Source organism: Streptomyces sp. HUAS TT7 (assembly GCF_051550175.1).
Taxonomy (GTDB): Bacteria; Actinomycetota; Actinomycetes; order Streptomycetales; family Streptomycetaceae; genus Streptomyces.
This window is the reverse complement of the sequence record NZ_CP196175.1, coordinates 5,950,539-5,964,776: the sequence shown is the minus strand read 5'-3', so window position 1 is coordinate 5,964,776 and position 14,238 is coordinate 5,950,539. Positions and strand designations below refer to the sequence as shown.

General features: G+C 71.9%; 12 protein-coding genes. 7 read left to right on the top strand and 5 right to left on the bottom strand.

Going from position 1 to position 14,238, the window contains the following annotated elements; translation table 11 throughout:
• Positions 1–3 precede the first annotated feature (3 nt).
• The 3 genes from ACSHXC_RS26820 to fabF all read left to right on the top strand — a co-directional run bounded on the left by ACSHXC_RS26820 (position 4) and on the right by fabF (position 2,648).
• Entirely contained in the window at positions 4–999 is a 996-nt protein-coding gene (locus tag ACSHXC_RS26820; RefSeq protein ID WP_438294042.1) for a ketoacyl-ACP synthase III, read from the top strand.
• Positions 1,000–1,058: 59 nt separating this feature from the next.
• Positions 1,059–1,307, top strand: a complete 249-nt coding sequence (locus tag ACSHXC_RS26815; RefSeq protein WP_438294041.1) for an acyl carrier protein — start codon at positions 1,059–1,061, stop codon at positions 1,305–1,307.
• Between the two features lie 78 nt (positions 1,308–1,385).
• Complete coding sequence (gene fabF, locus ACSHXC_RS26810; RefSeq protein ID WP_438294040.1) at positions 1,386–2,648, top strand: beta-ketoacyl-ACP synthase II; 1,263 nt, start codon at positions 1,386–1,388, stop codon at positions 2,646–2,648.
• An 82-nt stretch (positions 2,649–2,730) separates the two neighbouring features.
• Here fabF and ACSHXC_RS26805 read toward each other — a convergent pair whose 3' ends face one another.
• Entirely contained in the window at positions 2,731–3,225 is a 495-nt protein-coding gene (locus ACSHXC_RS26805) for a DUF3145 domain-containing protein (RefSeq protein WP_189960842.1), read from the bottom strand.
• Between the two features lie 326 nt (positions 3,226–3,551).
• Here ACSHXC_RS26805 and ACSHXC_RS26800 point away from each other — a divergent pair, with 326 nt between their 5' ends.
• Entirely contained in the window at positions 3,552–4,445 is an 894-nt protein-coding gene (locus ACSHXC_RS26800; protein ID WP_438294039.1) for an SGNH/GDSL hydrolase family protein, read from the top strand.
• A 365-nt stretch (positions 4,446–4,810) separates the two neighbouring features.
• Here ACSHXC_RS26800 and ACSHXC_RS26795 read toward each other — a convergent pair whose 3' ends face one another.
• Complete coding sequence (locus ACSHXC_RS26795) at positions 4,811–7,258, bottom strand: glycoside hydrolase family 3 protein (protein WP_438294038.1); 2,448 nt, start codon at positions 7,256–7,258, stop codon at positions 4,811–4,813.
• Positions 7,259–7,406: 148 nt separating this feature from the next.
• Here ACSHXC_RS26795 and ACSHXC_RS26790 point away from each other — a divergent pair, with 148 nt between their 5' ends.
• Positions 7,407–8,012, top strand: a complete 606-nt coding sequence (locus ACSHXC_RS26790) for a TetR/AcrR family transcriptional regulator (protein ID WP_438294037.1) — start codon at positions 7,407–7,409, stop codon at positions 8,010–8,012.
• Positions 8,013–8,129: 117 nt separating this feature from the next.
• Positions 8,130–9,326, top strand: a complete 1,197-nt coding sequence (locus ACSHXC_RS26785) for a pyroglutamyl peptidase (RefSeq protein WP_438296848.1) — start codon at positions 8,130–8,132, stop codon at positions 9,324–9,326.
• Between the two features lie 66 nt (positions 9,327–9,392).
• Here the strand turns inward: ACSHXC_RS26785 and ACSHXC_RS26780 are convergent, their stop codons facing one another.
• From ACSHXC_RS26780 to ACSHXC_RS26770, 3 genes are all read right to left on the bottom strand, one after another.
• Positions 9,393–10,802 carry a PepSY-associated TM helix domain-containing protein gene (locus ACSHXC_RS26780; RefSeq protein ID WP_438294036.1) on the bottom strand — a complete coding sequence of 470 codons (1,410 nt, stop codon included), beginning with the start codon at positions 10,800–10,802 and terminating at the stop codon, positions 9,393–9,395.
• Between the two features lie 69 nt (positions 10,803–10,871).
• Positions 10,872–11,576, bottom strand: coding sequence for a hypothetical protein (locus ACSHXC_RS26775; RefSeq protein WP_438294035.1), 705 nt, complete (start codon positions 11,574–11,576; stop codon positions 10,872–10,874).
• A gap of 481 nt (positions 11,577–12,057) precedes the next feature.
• The gene (locus tag ACSHXC_RS26770; protein ID WP_438294034.1) at positions 12,058–12,888 is read right to left on the bottom strand and encodes an EI24 domain-containing protein; all 831 of its coding nucleotides are present in this window, start codon (positions 12,886–12,888) and stop codon (positions 12,058–12,060) included.
• A 127-nt stretch (positions 12,889–13,015) separates the two neighbouring features.
• On the opposite strand from ACSHXC_RS26770, the gene ACSHXC_RS26765 reads away from it, so the two are divergent.
• Positions 13,016–14,209 carry a serine hydrolase domain-containing protein gene (locus tag ACSHXC_RS26765; protein ID WP_438294033.1) on the top strand — a complete coding sequence of 398 codons (1,194 nt, stop codon included), beginning with the start codon at positions 13,016–13,018 and terminating at the stop codon, positions 14,207–14,209.
• Positions 14,210–14,238 lie beyond the last annotated feature (29 nt).

Genomic DNA, 14,238 nt, shown 5'->3' with positions numbered 1-14,238 from the left:
GCCATGTCGAAGATCCGGCCCAGCAAGGGCGCCCCGTACGCGCGCATCATGGGCGTGGGCGGCTACCGTCCCGTGCGCGTGGTGCCCAACGAGGTGATCCTGGAGACGATCGACTCCTCCGACGAGTGGATCCGCTCCCGCTCCGGCATCGCCACCCGCCACTGGGCCTCCGCCGAGGAGACCGTGGCCGCGATGTCGATCGAGGCCTCGGGCAAGGCGATCGCGGATGCCGGCATCTCCGCCGAGCAGATCGGCGGCGTGATCGTCTCCACCGTCTCGCACTTCAAGCAGACCCCGGCCGTGGCCACCGAGATCGCCGACAAGCTGGGCACCGGCAAGGCGGCCGCGTTCGACATCTCGGCCGGCTGCGCGGGCTTCGGCTACGGCCTGACCCTGGCCAAGGGCATGATCGTCGAGGGTTCCGCCGAGTACGTCCTGGTCATCGGCGTGGAGCGGCTCAGCGACCTGACCGACCTCCAGGACCGCGCCACCGCTTTCCTGTTCGGCGACGGCGCGGGCGCGGTCGTCGTGGGCCCCTCCGACGAGCCGGCCATCGGCCCCACCATCTGGGGTTCCGAGGGCGACAAGTCGGAGACCATCAAGCAGACCGTGCCGTGGACCGAGTACGACAGCTCGGGCAAGTTCCCCGCGATCACGCAGGAGGGCCAGGCGGTCTTCCGCTGGGCCGTGTTCGAGATGGCGAAGGTCGCCCAGCAGGCGCTGGACGCGGCCGGAATCAGCCCGGACGACCTGGACGTCTTCATTCCGCACCAGGCCAACATGCGGATCATCGACTCGATGGTGAAGACTCTCAAGCTGCCGGACCATGTCACGGTCGCCCGTGACGTGGAGACCACCGGCAACACCTCGGCCGCCTCGATCCCGCTCGCAATGGAGCGGCTCCTGGCGACCGGACAGGCGAAGAGCGGCGACACCGCGCTCGTCATCGGCTTCGGGGCGGGTCTCGTGTACGCCGCGACGGTCGTTACCCTCCCCTAGGCACTCCGGATCTTCCGGAAGCCCGTAATTCGAAGCATTAACACCGAAGGAGCGCCAACATGGCCGCCACGCAGGAAGAGATCGTCGAGGGTCTCGCCGAGATCGTCAACGAGATCGCTGGAATCCCGGTCGAAGACGTCAAGCTGGACAAGTCCTTCACGGACGACCTGGACGTCGACTCGCTGTCCATGGTCGAGGTCGTCGTCGCCGCCGAAGAGCGCTTCGAGGTCAAGATCCCGGACGAGGACGTCAAGAACCTCAAGACCGTTGGCGACGCCGCCAGCTACATCCTGAAGCACCAGGCCTGATTCAGGACCTGAATTCGGGCTGCCACCCAGCGGTGGCGCCGCTGATTCACGTCCCTTACACACGTGGAGAAACTTCCTGTGAGCTCGACCAATCACACCGTGGTCGTCACCGGTATCGGCGCAACCACACCGCTGGGTGGCGACACCGCCTCGACCTGGGAAGGTCTGCTGGCGGGACGCTCCGGTGTCCGCCCCCTGGAGGGTGAGCGCTTCGCCGAACTGCCGGTCCGGATCGCGGCCCCGGCCGCGGTCGACCCGAGCGAGGTGCTGCCCCGCCCGCTGGCCCGCAAGCTGGACCGCTCGGCGCAGTTCGCGCTGATCGCGGCCAGGGAGGCCTGGGCGGACGCGGGTTTCTCCGCCCCCGCGGGCGACGAGTCCGGCGTCACTCCGGAGCGGCTCGGCGCGGTCATCGCGTCGGGCATCGGCGGCGTCACCACCCTGCTCGACCAGTACGACGTGCTGAAGGAGAAGGGCGTACGCCGCGTCTCCCCGCACACCGTGCCCATGCTCATGCCGAACGGTCCCTCGGCCAACGTCGGTCTTGAGGTGAACGCCCGCGCGGGCGTCCACACCCCCGTCTCCGCGTGCGCCTCGGGTGCCGAGGCCATCGGGTACGCCGTCGAGATGATCCGCACCGGCCGCGCCGATGTCGTGGTCGCCGGCGGCACCGAGGCGGCCATCCACCCGCTGCCCATCGCGGCGTTCGCCAACATGATGGCGATGTCCAAGAACAACGACCACCCCGAGCAGGCCTCGCGCCCCTACGACAAGGCCCGTGACGGCTTCGTCCTGGGCGAGGGCGCCGGCGTGGTGATCCTGGAGTCCGCCGAGCACGCCAAGCAGCGCGGCGCCCGCGTCTACTGCGAGGTCCTCGGCCAGGGCCTCTCGGCCGACAGCCACCACATCGCGCAGCCCGAGCCGACCGGCCGGGGCGTCGCCGCCGCGATGCAGAACCTGCTCGACTCGACGGACCTGAAGCCGTCCGAGGTGGTCCACCTCAACGCGCACGCCACCTCGACGCCGCAGGGCGACATCGCCGAGATCAAGGCGCTGCGCAAGGTCCTGGGCGACGACCTGGACCACGTGGCGATCTCCGCGACGAAGTCGATGACCGGCCACCTCCTCGGCGGCGCGGGCGGCATCGAGACCGTCGCCACGGTCCTCGCCCTGCACCACCGCACGGCCCCGCCGACCATCAACATCGACGAGCTCGACGAAGAGGTCGACCCGGGCCTGGTGAGCAGCGAGCCCCGCAAGCTCCCCGAGGGTTCGATCTCCGCGATCAACAACTCGTTCGGCTTCGGCGGCCACAACGTGGTGCTCGCCTTCCGCTCGGTCTGAGCGGTCTCCGTACGCACATCAAAGGGCCCCACCGTGGTCGGTGGGGCCCTTTCGCGTACGCGGTGGTTCACCGAGGCGTGGTTCAGACGACCTGGTGCAGCCAGCGGACCGGGGCGCCCTCTCCGGCGTAGCGGAAGGGCTCCAGCTCGTCGTCCCAGGGCTTGCCGAGAAGCTTGGCGATCTCGGCCTCCAGGTCGGTCTCGCCCTGGATGGAACGGGCGAGGGCGGCGCGCAGCCGGTCCTCCGGGATCATGATGTCGCCGTGGATGCCGATGACGGCGTGGAAGATGCCGAGGTCGGGCGTGGCGCTGTAGCGCTCGCCCTCCGCCGTCGCACACGGCTCGGCCGTGACCTCGAAGCGCAGCAGGTGCCAGCCCCGCAGCGCGGAGGCGAGTTTGGAGGCGGTGCCGGGTTCGCCCCGCCAGGAGAATTCGGCTCTCCACGTGCCGGGCGATGCGGGCTGGCGGATCCAGTCGAGCTGGACGCGCACCCCCAGGACACCGGCCACAGCCCATTCGACGTGCGGGCAGAGCGCGCGCGGGGCGGAGTGGACGTAGAGAACTCCACGTGTCGTCACCGGGACCTCCAGTGCGGTTCGAGGTTCGCCTTCCCCAGCGGCCTCGCGCCCCTGCCGTTCCCGGTCAGGACAGCACCTGACATTCTGCCCCTGGGTTCAACAGTAAACAGCATCGGGAGCTAATCTCCTGAAATGGGACAGTATGTGACGTGATGTAATTTACCGGAGTCGTCTGGCGTGGTTCCTCTGGCTGGACGGGCCAAAGCTACCGCGCGGAGCTGTGCCAAGGGTGTCGTAATGTCGGTCGGAGCGCCTTCGAACACCAAGCTTTCACTCGCGAGGACGCCGCGAAAGCCGAACGACCGCCGTACGGAGGGGGACCCGGGATGCAGGACAGCCGCCGGAGCCGTCGCGTCCGTACCACCGCCGCCCTGTTCGCGGCGGGCGCCCTCGCCCTGACCACCGGCTGCCAGTCCGGCGGCGGCCACGCGGCCGCGAGCCCGTCCGCCTCGAAGAAGCCCTCGCCGAGCCCCTCCCCCGCCTGGGACCGCAGCCCGAAGTCGGTGGCCGCGGTGGGCGACTCGATCACCCGCGGCTTCGACGCCTGTACGGTGCTCGCCGACTGCCCGGAGGTCTCCTGGGCGACCGGCAGCGATGCGCAGGTCGACTCGCTCGCGGTCCGCCTCCTCGGCCCGGCGGCCCCCGCCAACAGCTGGAACTTCGCGAAGACCGGCGCCAGGATGGCCGACCTGCCGGCCCAGATGGACCGGGCCGCGGCCCAGCACCCGGGCCTGGTCACGGTGATGGCGGGCGCGAACGACGCCTGCCGCGGGGATGTGTCGGACATGACACCGGTGAACACGTTCCGCGCGGAGTTCGAGGCGTCGCTGCGGCAGTTGCGCGCGGTGTCGCCGAAGTCCCAGGTGTACGTGTCGAGCGTGCCCGACCTGAAACGGCTCTGGTCGACCGGGCGCGGCAGCGCGCTGGGCAAGCAGATCTGGAAGCTGGGCATCTGCCGGTCGATGCTGGCCGACGCCGACGACCTGGGCGCGGTCGCGACCGAGCGGCGCACGGCGGTGTACGACCGGGTGGTGTCGTACAACAAGGTCCTCAAGGACGTGTGCGCGAAGGACCGCGCCTGCCGTTACGACGGCGGCGCGGTCTTCGACTACGCCTTCGACGGGGACCAGCTGAGCCCCTGGGACTGGTTCCACCCGAGCAAGAACGGGCAGGGCCGCTTGGCGGAGATTGCGTACGGAAAGGTGACGGCGGCCGGCTGAACCGTGCCGCTCCACCGCGTGGCTTCCGGGGGGCTGGAAGACCCTGGGGCTCCGCCCCAGACCCCGCTTCGACCCCACCCCGCCCCTTCCCGAGACCCTCCGGGGGTTCGTTCGGCTGCGGCCCGGCGGTCATGACCTGGGGCTCCGCCCCAGACCCCGTTCGCGCCTGAAGGGCGCTCGTCCTCAATCGCCGGACAGGCTGAAGATGCCGGTGCCGGCCAGCATCAACCCTGCTAGGGCGCGGGGAACTGCGCGAGCACCACGCACGGTCCGAGGCCGAAGGAGGGGTTGGGGGCGCGGGGAACTGCGCAACAAGCCACAGCCGGCCCGCACCCAAAATGAACCGCACCCCCGCGGAGCGCCCCTCACACCTCCAGCGTCGCGCTGAGCCGGACGTCCTCCAGGGAGTGGCAGGCCCGCACCTCGTACTGGCCCGGGACGAAACTCCACGCCCCCGCGAGCTCGTCCCAGATCTCGAACGCCCGCCCCCGCAGGGGGATTTCCACCTCGGCCGAGTCCCCGGGCGCGGCCTGGACCGAGGCGAACCCCGCCAGCCAGCGGCGCGGTCGCGGCACCGCGTCGGCGACCGGCGCCAGGTAGATCTGGATGGTCTCGCGGCCGACGCGCGCACCCGTGTTGCGGACCCGGACCTTGGCGTGGGTGGGGGTCGCCTCCAGGGACTCGTACTCCCACCTGGTGTAGCCGAGCCCGTGGCCGAAGGGGTAGGCGGGCGCCACCCCGTCCCGGTCGTAGGCGCGGTAGCCGATGAACAGGCCTTCTTCGTAAGGGAGTTGACCGTCGCGAGGGCGTACCTCGATGACCGGGGCGTCGGCGAGGGCGGCCGGCCAGGTGGTGGGCAGACGCCCGCCCGGCTCCGCGTGGCCGAGCAGGACGTCGGCGAGCGCGGCGCCGCCCTCCTGCCCGGGGAGCCAGCTGAGCAGCACCGCCGCGACGTCCTCGCGCCACGGGAGTTCCACGGGGGAGCCCGAGTTGACGACCACCACGGTCCGAGGGTTGGCGGCGGCCACGGCGCGGACCAGGTCGTCCTGGCGGCCGGGCAACCGCAGGTCGCGGCGGTCGAAGCCCTCGGACTCGACGCGGTCGGTGGTGGCGACGACCACCACGGCGAGTTCGGCCGCCCGCGCGGCCTCGACGGCCTCGGCGATCAGCTCGTCGGCGTCGCGCTGCGGCCCGAGGTGGGTGAGGGAGAACATCACGGCGGCGAGCGGGGCGTCGGCGCTCTTGTGCACGGTGTGCCGCAGGGACACCTCGACGGGCTCGCCCTCGGCGAGCTGGGCGCGGCCGCGTTCGGCGGGGGCGCCGAAGAACGCCTCGAACGGGTCGGAGGCGGAGCTCATCGACTGCGTGCCGTCCCACAGGAGGCGGCCACCGACGCAGAGCGTGTACGCGCCGATGCCCCGCGTGCCGAAGGTGTGCTCGCCGCTCTCGCGCGGCGTGAAGGTGCCGGTGACCTCGACGGAGTGCAGTGCGTCGTGGGTCACCCCGGCGGGCAGGTCGTCGCCGAGCCACTGCACCTGGCCGCCCGGGAGTGACCCCGTACCGAGCACGTTGCCGTCGGCGTCGCGGCAGACGGCGCGGAGCTCGAACCCCTGGGCCGCGGGGGCGAGTTCGTCGCTCGGGTCGGCGCCGACCGTGTACGTCAGCGCGCCCTCGGGCAGGGCCGCGGTGAGCCCGATGAGCGGGGAGACGACGCGCTCGGGGAAGACGGTCGCCGAGCCGCCGCCCAGGACGCGGGCGTCGCGGGCGGCGGCGCCGATCAGCGCCACCTTGCGGACCCGGGCCGGGTCGACGGGCAGGGCGTCGCGTTCGTTGCGTACGAGGACGAAGGCGCGGCGGGCGACCTCGCGGGCCAGGGCCTGGCCGTCGACGGTGGCGGGGAGTTCGTCGACGGCGCCGTCGACGCCGTCGAGGATGCCGACGCGGGCGGCGAGCCGCAGCACGTTGCGTACCGCGTCGTCGACGACCGCCTCGTCCACGTCGCCCTTGCGGACGGCGGCGGCCAGCGCCTCGCCGTACACGGTCTTCGGGCCCGGCATCGCGACGTCGAGCCCGCCGAGGATCGCCCCGGCGGTCGAGCGGGCGGCCATCCAGTCGGACACGATGAACCCGTCGAAGCCCCACTCGCCGCGGAGCACCTCGTTCTGGAGGTAGCGGTGCTCGGTCATCGTCGTGCCGTTGACCTGGTTGTACGCGGCCATGATGCCCCAGGGGTGGGCGTTTTCGACGATGGCCTCGAAGGGGGCGAGATAGAGCTCGCGCAACGGGCGCGGGGCCACGACGTTGTCGACGGTGAAGCGGTCGGTCTCGGCGTCGTTGGCGACGAAGTGCTTGACGGTGGTGCCGACGCCGCCGCCCTGGACGCCGTCCACGTAGCCGGAGGCGATCTCGCCGGTGAGGCAGGGGTCCTCGGAGTAGCACTCGAAGTGCCGGCCGCCGAGCGGTGAGCGGTGCAGGTTCACGGTCGGCGCGAGCAGCACGTGGACGCCCTTGCGGCGGGCCTCCTGGGCGAGCAGCGTGCCGGCCCGGCGGGCAAGGGCCGGGTCCCAGGTGGCGGCGAGCGCGGTCGGGGACGGCAGCGCGATCGAGGGGTCGTCGGCGGTCCAGCGGACCCCGCGCACCCCGATCGGACCGTCGGACATCACGAGCGAGCCAAGACCGATCTCCGGCAGTGCGGGCAGCGACCACATGTCCTGCCCGGCGAGCAGGCGGGCCTTGGCCTCCAGATCGAGCTTGCCGAGGGCCGTCTCGACGGCCTCGCTGTAGTCGGGGGTGGAAACGGGTGCGCCTGCCACGGCCGTACCTCCTCGTAGAAGTCCGCTGGTGGGACCATGGTGACCGGTCTACCTGTAGAACGGTAGGGTTAGTTATCCGTCCGTGACAATCGAATGCCGTACGGTCCTCTCGGACACACCGACGGACCGGCACGGAGCGGGGGCAGACATGGCGAGGACCAGGAGCGCCAGAAGCGAGGAGCGGCGCGCGGACATTCTCCGCGCCGCCCTGGAGGTCATCGCGGAACGCGGCTACCGGGGCGCGTCCCTGAGCGCGGTCGCCGAGCGCGTGGGCCTCACCCAGCAGGGCCTGCTGCACTACTTCCCCACGAAGGAGGCCCTGCTCGTCGCCGTCCTGGAGGAGCGGGACCAGTGGGACACCGGCGGGCGGCGGACCTCGGCCGACGGCTGGCGCCTGGAACTGCTCGCCTCCCTGGTCGAGTACAACGCGATGCGGCCCGGCATCGTCCAGACGTTCTCGGCGCTGCTCGGCGAATCGGTGACCGACGAGCACCCGGCCCGCCCCTTCTTCACCCGCCGCTACGCGCAGGTGCGCGAGGAGATGGCGGGCGTGCTGCGCGCCGAGTTCGGCGACCGGCTGCCCGGCGGGCTCACCGCGGAGCGGGCGGCCCCGCTGCTCGTCGCGGTGATGGACGGCCTCCAGTACCAATGGCTGCTCGACCCCGAGTCGTTGGACATGGCGGCCGCCTTCCACGACTTCGTGGCGCTGCTCGGGGTCCCGGACGGAGCGGGCTCCGCCGACGGCGCCTCATAAGTCCCTCTATCCACACAGGACTTCCGTGCGAATACTGGGCGCGACCGGTCTTCGACGGAAGGATCTGTGGTGCGACGACGTGTACGGGTGGCGCGGCTCGGGTGTGCCCTCGCGGCGATGACGTTCTGTACGGTGCTCGGCCCGGCCCCCGCGCAGGCCGCGACCGCGCCCCGGCAGGCCACCGTCGAGGAGCAGCGCCTCGACGGGGCGGTGCCGAAGGAGATCCTGGCCCGCAGCGGATTCGCGGACGTGGCACCGGAGTTCACCCGGAAGCTCGCGGCCATACGGTCCTACGGTGCGGCCGAGCGGCTCGTCGGGCGGGAGGGGACGCGGCTGTGGAAGCGGGCGGTGGACCGGGTGCAGGGCCGGGGCCCCGCGGGCGGCGACCTGAGCCGCGACGACGACCGCCCGCTGTACTGGGCCCGGCTCGGCCTCACCCGTGAACTCCGGCTCTGGGAACCGGAGTTCGGCCTCTCGGAGGCTGACCGCAGCAAGCTGATGGACCGCCTGGAGCAGACCTCGCGCGGCCAGAGCACCGTCGACTATCCCGAGGGCAGGGGCTTCAAGAAGATCCTGCTGACCGGCTTCGACCCGTTCACGCTGGACCGCGACATCCGGATCAGCAACCCGTCGGGGGCGACCGCGCTGGCCCTGGACGGCACCTGGATCCGTACCGCCGACGGACAGCTCGCGCGCATCGAGACGGTGACCTTCCCGGTGCGCTGGCAGGACTTCGCGGACGGCGTGGTCGAGAAGGCCCTCGCGCCGGTGCTGCCGAAGGTGGACGCGTTCACGACGGTGAGCCAGGGCCGGGTCGGCCGCATCGACGTCGAGCGGTTCAACGGGGCCTGGCGGGGCGGCTTCCCGGACAACGACAACGCGTCAAGCACCGGGCAGGTCCCGGTGAGCGACCCGGCGACGCAGCCGCAGTGGACCCGGACGACCCTGCCGTACAAGGACATTGTGTCGGCGAAAACCGGCCGCTTCCCGGTGTACGACCACACCGACGTCACCGAGATCCCGGCCGGCGCGACGGACCCGGTGGACCGCCCCGACGGACCGACCCCGGGCTCGGCCGCGCGGGCCGGGGGCGGCGGCGACTACCTCTCGAACGAGATCGCCTACCGGGTCACCCTGCTCCGCGACCGCCTGGGCCTGAGCATTCCGGGCGGCCATGTGCACACCCCGGTCCTGCAGTTCGGGCCGGGCAACACCGACCCGGCGACGGGCACGGTGACGGACCCTCGGTTCGTACGCAACCGCTTGGACATCGTGGCGCAGCTGAAGGCGATCGTGCGAGTGGCGGCGGAGTAGCCCCGAAGGGCCCGCGTGGATCAACTCCGCGCGGGCCCGAGGGAGTTCAGGACGTGGGTACGACCTTTACGGTGTCACGGCCCTCTTTCGGCCGCGCAGACCGAGCAGCGCGTCGATGACCAGGAACGCGAGGAGGCTGATCCCGAGGAGCGGGACGAACCAGCCGACCAGTGCCGTCACCGCCGCGAGCGGGAGCAGCACCGGCAGCGGCACCTTGCGCCAGGCGCCGCGCGGCTGCGGGCGGCCGACGCCGACCGCACGCCCCTTGGTGGGCCTGCGCTGCCACCACATGCGGTAGCCCCAGACGACGAGCGCCATCAGCGCCACGGCGAGGACGGCGAGGGCGAGCTGGTTGGGCAGGCCGAGGAAGACACCCATGTGCGCGTCGATGCCGAACCGGGTCAGCTGGGCGAGGACCGGGTAGTCGGAGAAGCGCAGCACGTCCATGACCTTGCCGTCGGCGGGGTCGATGGCCACCGAGTCGAGGTGCACGGGGAACTCGGTGTCGCGCTCGCGCACCACGAAGCCCTTGCCCGCGCTGGGCAGGCTGATCTGGATGCCGGCCCGTACGCCCTGTTCACGGGCGGTCTCGGCGACCTGGTCCAGGGTGAGCGCGGAGGGTGCGGCGGGCGGCATGACCATGCCTTCGTGATGCTCGTGGCCCGCGCCCATGCCGCCTGCGGTGGCTGCCGCGACGGTGGGGGTGGCGCCGCCGAGCCGGTCCTTGAGGTCGGCGATGTTCTCGCCCGCGTACCGCGACCAGGTGAGGCCGGTGGCGGAGAGCAGCACCAGGCCGACAACCGCCCACAGGCCGACCGAGCCGTGCCAGGACAGGGTGCGGCGACGGCCGGTGAGCCCGCGCTCGGGCCGGAGCAGCCGGGTCCGCCTGCGCCGGCCGACCCACAGAGCGAGCCCGCCGAGGGCGACGACCCAGAGCCAACTGGCGGCCAGCTCACTGTAGTTGCGGCCCAGCTCACCGAGCTTGAGGTCCGCGTGGAAGGAGGAGAGCCAGCTGCGCAGCGGCAGCGCGCCCGAGCTTCCGGTGCTGGCGAGGGCGCCGCGTACGTCATTGGTGTACGGGTCCACGAACACGGCGAGGGACTCGTCCTCGGCGAGACCCGGGGCCTTCATGAGGACGCGGGTGGTGGCGCCCTCCTCGGGCGAGGGCCAGACGGCCGTCACATAGCCCTCGGGGTGGGCGGCCTTCGCGGCGGCGACCTGCGCGGTGAGCGGCTGGGTGGTGTCGCCCACGGGGACCCGCAGTTCGTGCCGGTACAGGACGTTCTCGGCCTGGAAGGACAGCGCGTAGAGGAGGCCGGTGACGGCGGCCACGAAGAGGAGCGGGGCGATGAGGACGCCCGCGTAGAAGTGCAGCCGCAGGAGGAGGGGACGGAGTGCGGCCCAGGTGGAGGGCCGTGCGGCGGTTGGGGGTGCGGCTTCCCGCGATGGGGTGTCGGACGAGGTGTCGAGGGACATGAGGATCCTGAATCCTGACGATCGGCGTGGGCATGGGTGAAGGGACCCCTGGCCACGCCCCGCGCCGGATCAGGCGAGGGCGGGTCGGCCGGGGGCCGTGGCTCGGGTGAGTCCCCGGGCCGGCGGACCCCGCCGGATGAAGGCATGGCTGTGCACCGCGCCGCGCAGCCCCGGGCGCGGGCGGTGGTGCGGGCGCGGCCCGCGTACGGCGCGCGGCGGCGCGGGCACACAGGTGCGTACGAGGGCGAGCGCGCGGCGCAGCGGCCGGGCGGCCAGCACACCGAGCGCGCCGACGGCCCGGGCGAGCCGGAAGGCGGCGGCCTCGCCGCGCCAGAGCCAGATGCCGCAGATCAGGGCGGCGAGAAGGTGGGCGGCGAGCATGCCGCCGGACATGGTGTGGGCGGCGGCATCCATGGCCGCGGCCTGTGCCTGGTCGGCGGCCCCCGCCATGGAGTCCATACCCGCCATGCCCGCCATACCGGGCATGGCGTGCATGGCGTGGCTGTCGGGCGGGTCCGGCACGAGGTGGGCGTACCGGGCGCCGCATGTCATGGCCGGCATGGGCGTCGGCATGGACATGGGGTCCGACGCGGTGGCCATCCCGGTCATCGGCTGGGTCTTGGCGAAGAGGACGTGCAGGGCTCCCTGGGCCGCTACCTGGCCGCCCGCGATGGCGACGATCCCGCGCTGCCGTCCGGCCGCGCACCAGGCGACCGCGCACGTGGCAACGAAGGCGGCGAGCAGCACGGGCAGCGGAATGTCATGCCCAGACATGGACGAATGCCCCACCGCAGCCAAAGCCACGCACAACGCCGCGAACATCGCGGCCCGCAGGGTGCGCAGGGGCGACCGGGGATTCGTCATGACGGCCAGATCATGCCATTTGCGCAGGCGGGTGCGGTGATGGGGGGTGCCTGGCCCCGCAGCAGGGTGCAGTGCGGGCGCTCCCGGGCTGCGCCCCGAACCCCGCTTCCCCTCCGCCTGCGGACCGTGCGTGGCTGGTCGCTCCCCCAAGTTCTCGGCTGCGCTCGAACAGGGGGGACCCCCATCGCGGCGGAGCCGCAAATGTCCCAGCCCCGCGCCCTAGCAGGGTTGATGCTGGCCGGCACCGGCATCTTCAGCCTGTCCGGCGATTGAGGACGAGCCCCCTTAAGGCGCGAACGGGGTCTGGGGCGGAGCCCCAGGGTCGTTCACCCCCGGAGGCCACGCGGCGGAGCCGCAGAGTGTCACAGCGGGAAGGGGCGGGGTGGGGGAACTACCGGCTCCGCCCCCCAGACGCGGATGCGTTCGCTTCGCCAACACCAACGTCATCGCCGTCGTCACCGGAATCGGAATCGGAATCCGCCGACTCGCCCAGCAGATCCCGCACCATCAGCGTCGCCCCCGCCACGGCGCCCGGCATCAGGAACACCGCGACCAGCGGGATCACAAAGGCGAGGGCGAGGGGCACGCCGAAGCCCAGGACCAGCAGGCGCCGCGAGCGCAACAGGGCGAGGCGGGGGCGCAGTTCCATGCCGCGGCGCTGAAGGGCGACCGCGGTCAGCTCCTCCGTGAGGAAGAAGCCGGTGACACAGAAGCCGATCGCCGGGATCACGCTCTGGCCGATCACCGGGACGAAGCCGAGGCCGAAGAGCAGGATGCCGTAGAACGCGACCCTGACCAGGATGCGCAGCGAGTCGCGGGCGGAGATCCACAGTTCGCGCCAGAGCGGCAGGCCCGACTCGGGGGCCTCCCCGCCGCTCTCTGCCCGGTCGACGTCGCCGGACAGCTTCTCGTAGAAGGGCTGGCCGACGAGCAGGGTCACCGCGGTGAAGGAGATCACGGCGAGGAACAGGCCGAGCGCGAAGACCAGCGCGGTGAGGAAGCCGCGGAACAGGCCGAGCCAGGGCGAGGACCAGCCGTCGGCGAAAGGCGTCGCCCAGCCGACGAAGTCGTCGGCGCCGTAAGCGAGTCCGACCAGTGCGCCGACGTACATCACCAGGGTGATGAGGCCGGGCAGCAGTCCCGTGCCCAGCGATCTGCCGTGCCCGGCCGCCCATCGCTGCCCCTTGACCAGATATCCGAAGCCCGCCCCTAGATCACGCATGGCACCGACCTTATCCGGCCGCCGCGGAGCCGAATCAAGCCGCCAAAAAATTTCTCAGCGCTGCGGGAATGTGGGCGCTAACCAATGGGTTGTGCCCATCAACAGCAACGATCCCGGGGGGACTTCAATGTCGACCACCATCAGCACCGACATCAGCACCGAGGCCAAGGCCACGACGACCGCCGGAGTGCAGGGCACCGTCGCCGAGGGCTACGAGGGCGTGCGCGAGGAGTTCGCGGCGTTCGTGGCCGGCGAGGAGCACGACCCGGCGGCCCAGCTCGCCGCGTACAAGAACGGCCGTCTCGTCGTGGACCTGTGGTCCGGGGACGTCGCCGGGGACTCGCTGACCGGTGTCTTCTCCACCACCAAGGGCGCGGCCCACCTCGTGGTGGCGCTGCTCGTCCAGGACGGCGTCCTCGACCTGGACCGTGAAGTCGCCCACTACTGGCCGGAGTTCGCGGCCGAGGGCAAGGGCGCGGTGACCCTGCGGGAGCTCATCTCGCACCGCGCGGGCGTCATCGGCGCGGACGGCGGCTTCAGCCCCGAGGAGCTGGCCGACGACCGTGTGATCGCCGAACGGCTCGCGGGCCAGCGGCCGTTCTGGCAGCCGGGCGCGGGCCACGGCTACCACGCCCTGTCGATCGGAGCGCTCACCGGCGAGGTGGTACGGCGGGCGACCGGCCGCTCCATCCAGGAGATCTTCGAGGAGCGCGTGCGCGCCCCGTACGGCCTGGGCTTCTTCCTCGGCCTGCCCGAGGCCGAGCGGGCCCGCTACCGCGACGTGCTGCCCATGCTCCCGACGCCCGAGCAGCAGGCCGTCCTCGCCGCGAGCCCGAACGGCCGCTACAACCGCCTGGCGATCGCGTTCAACACCAGCGCCGACCCGTCCTTCGACCTGGTCGCCTTCGCGAACTCGTCCGCCTCGCTCACCAAGGGCCCCACCTCCGTGGGCGGTTCGGGCAGCGCGCGCGGCATCGCCGGAATGTACGCGGCCGTCCTCGGCGACTTCAACGGGCAGGGCCCGCTCCTGAAGCCTGACACGGTCGCCGAGTTCGCCCGCATCCACTCACACGGCAACGACCTGACCCTGGGCGTTCCGACCGCCTTCGGCCTCGGCTTCGAGGCGCTCGGCGTCTCCTACCCGTTGCTGGGCGCGGACACCTTCGGGCACAGCGGCGCCGCGGGCTCCCTCGCGTTCGGCGACCCCCGCTCGGGCCTCGCCTACGGCTACACGCGGCGCCGGTTCGCCTTCCCGGGCGGCGCCGCCCCGGAGAACGTGCAGCTGTCGCGCGCGGTCTACAACGCGGCGATCGCCGAGTAGAGGGCGCATGCGGATCACTCAGTACGGGA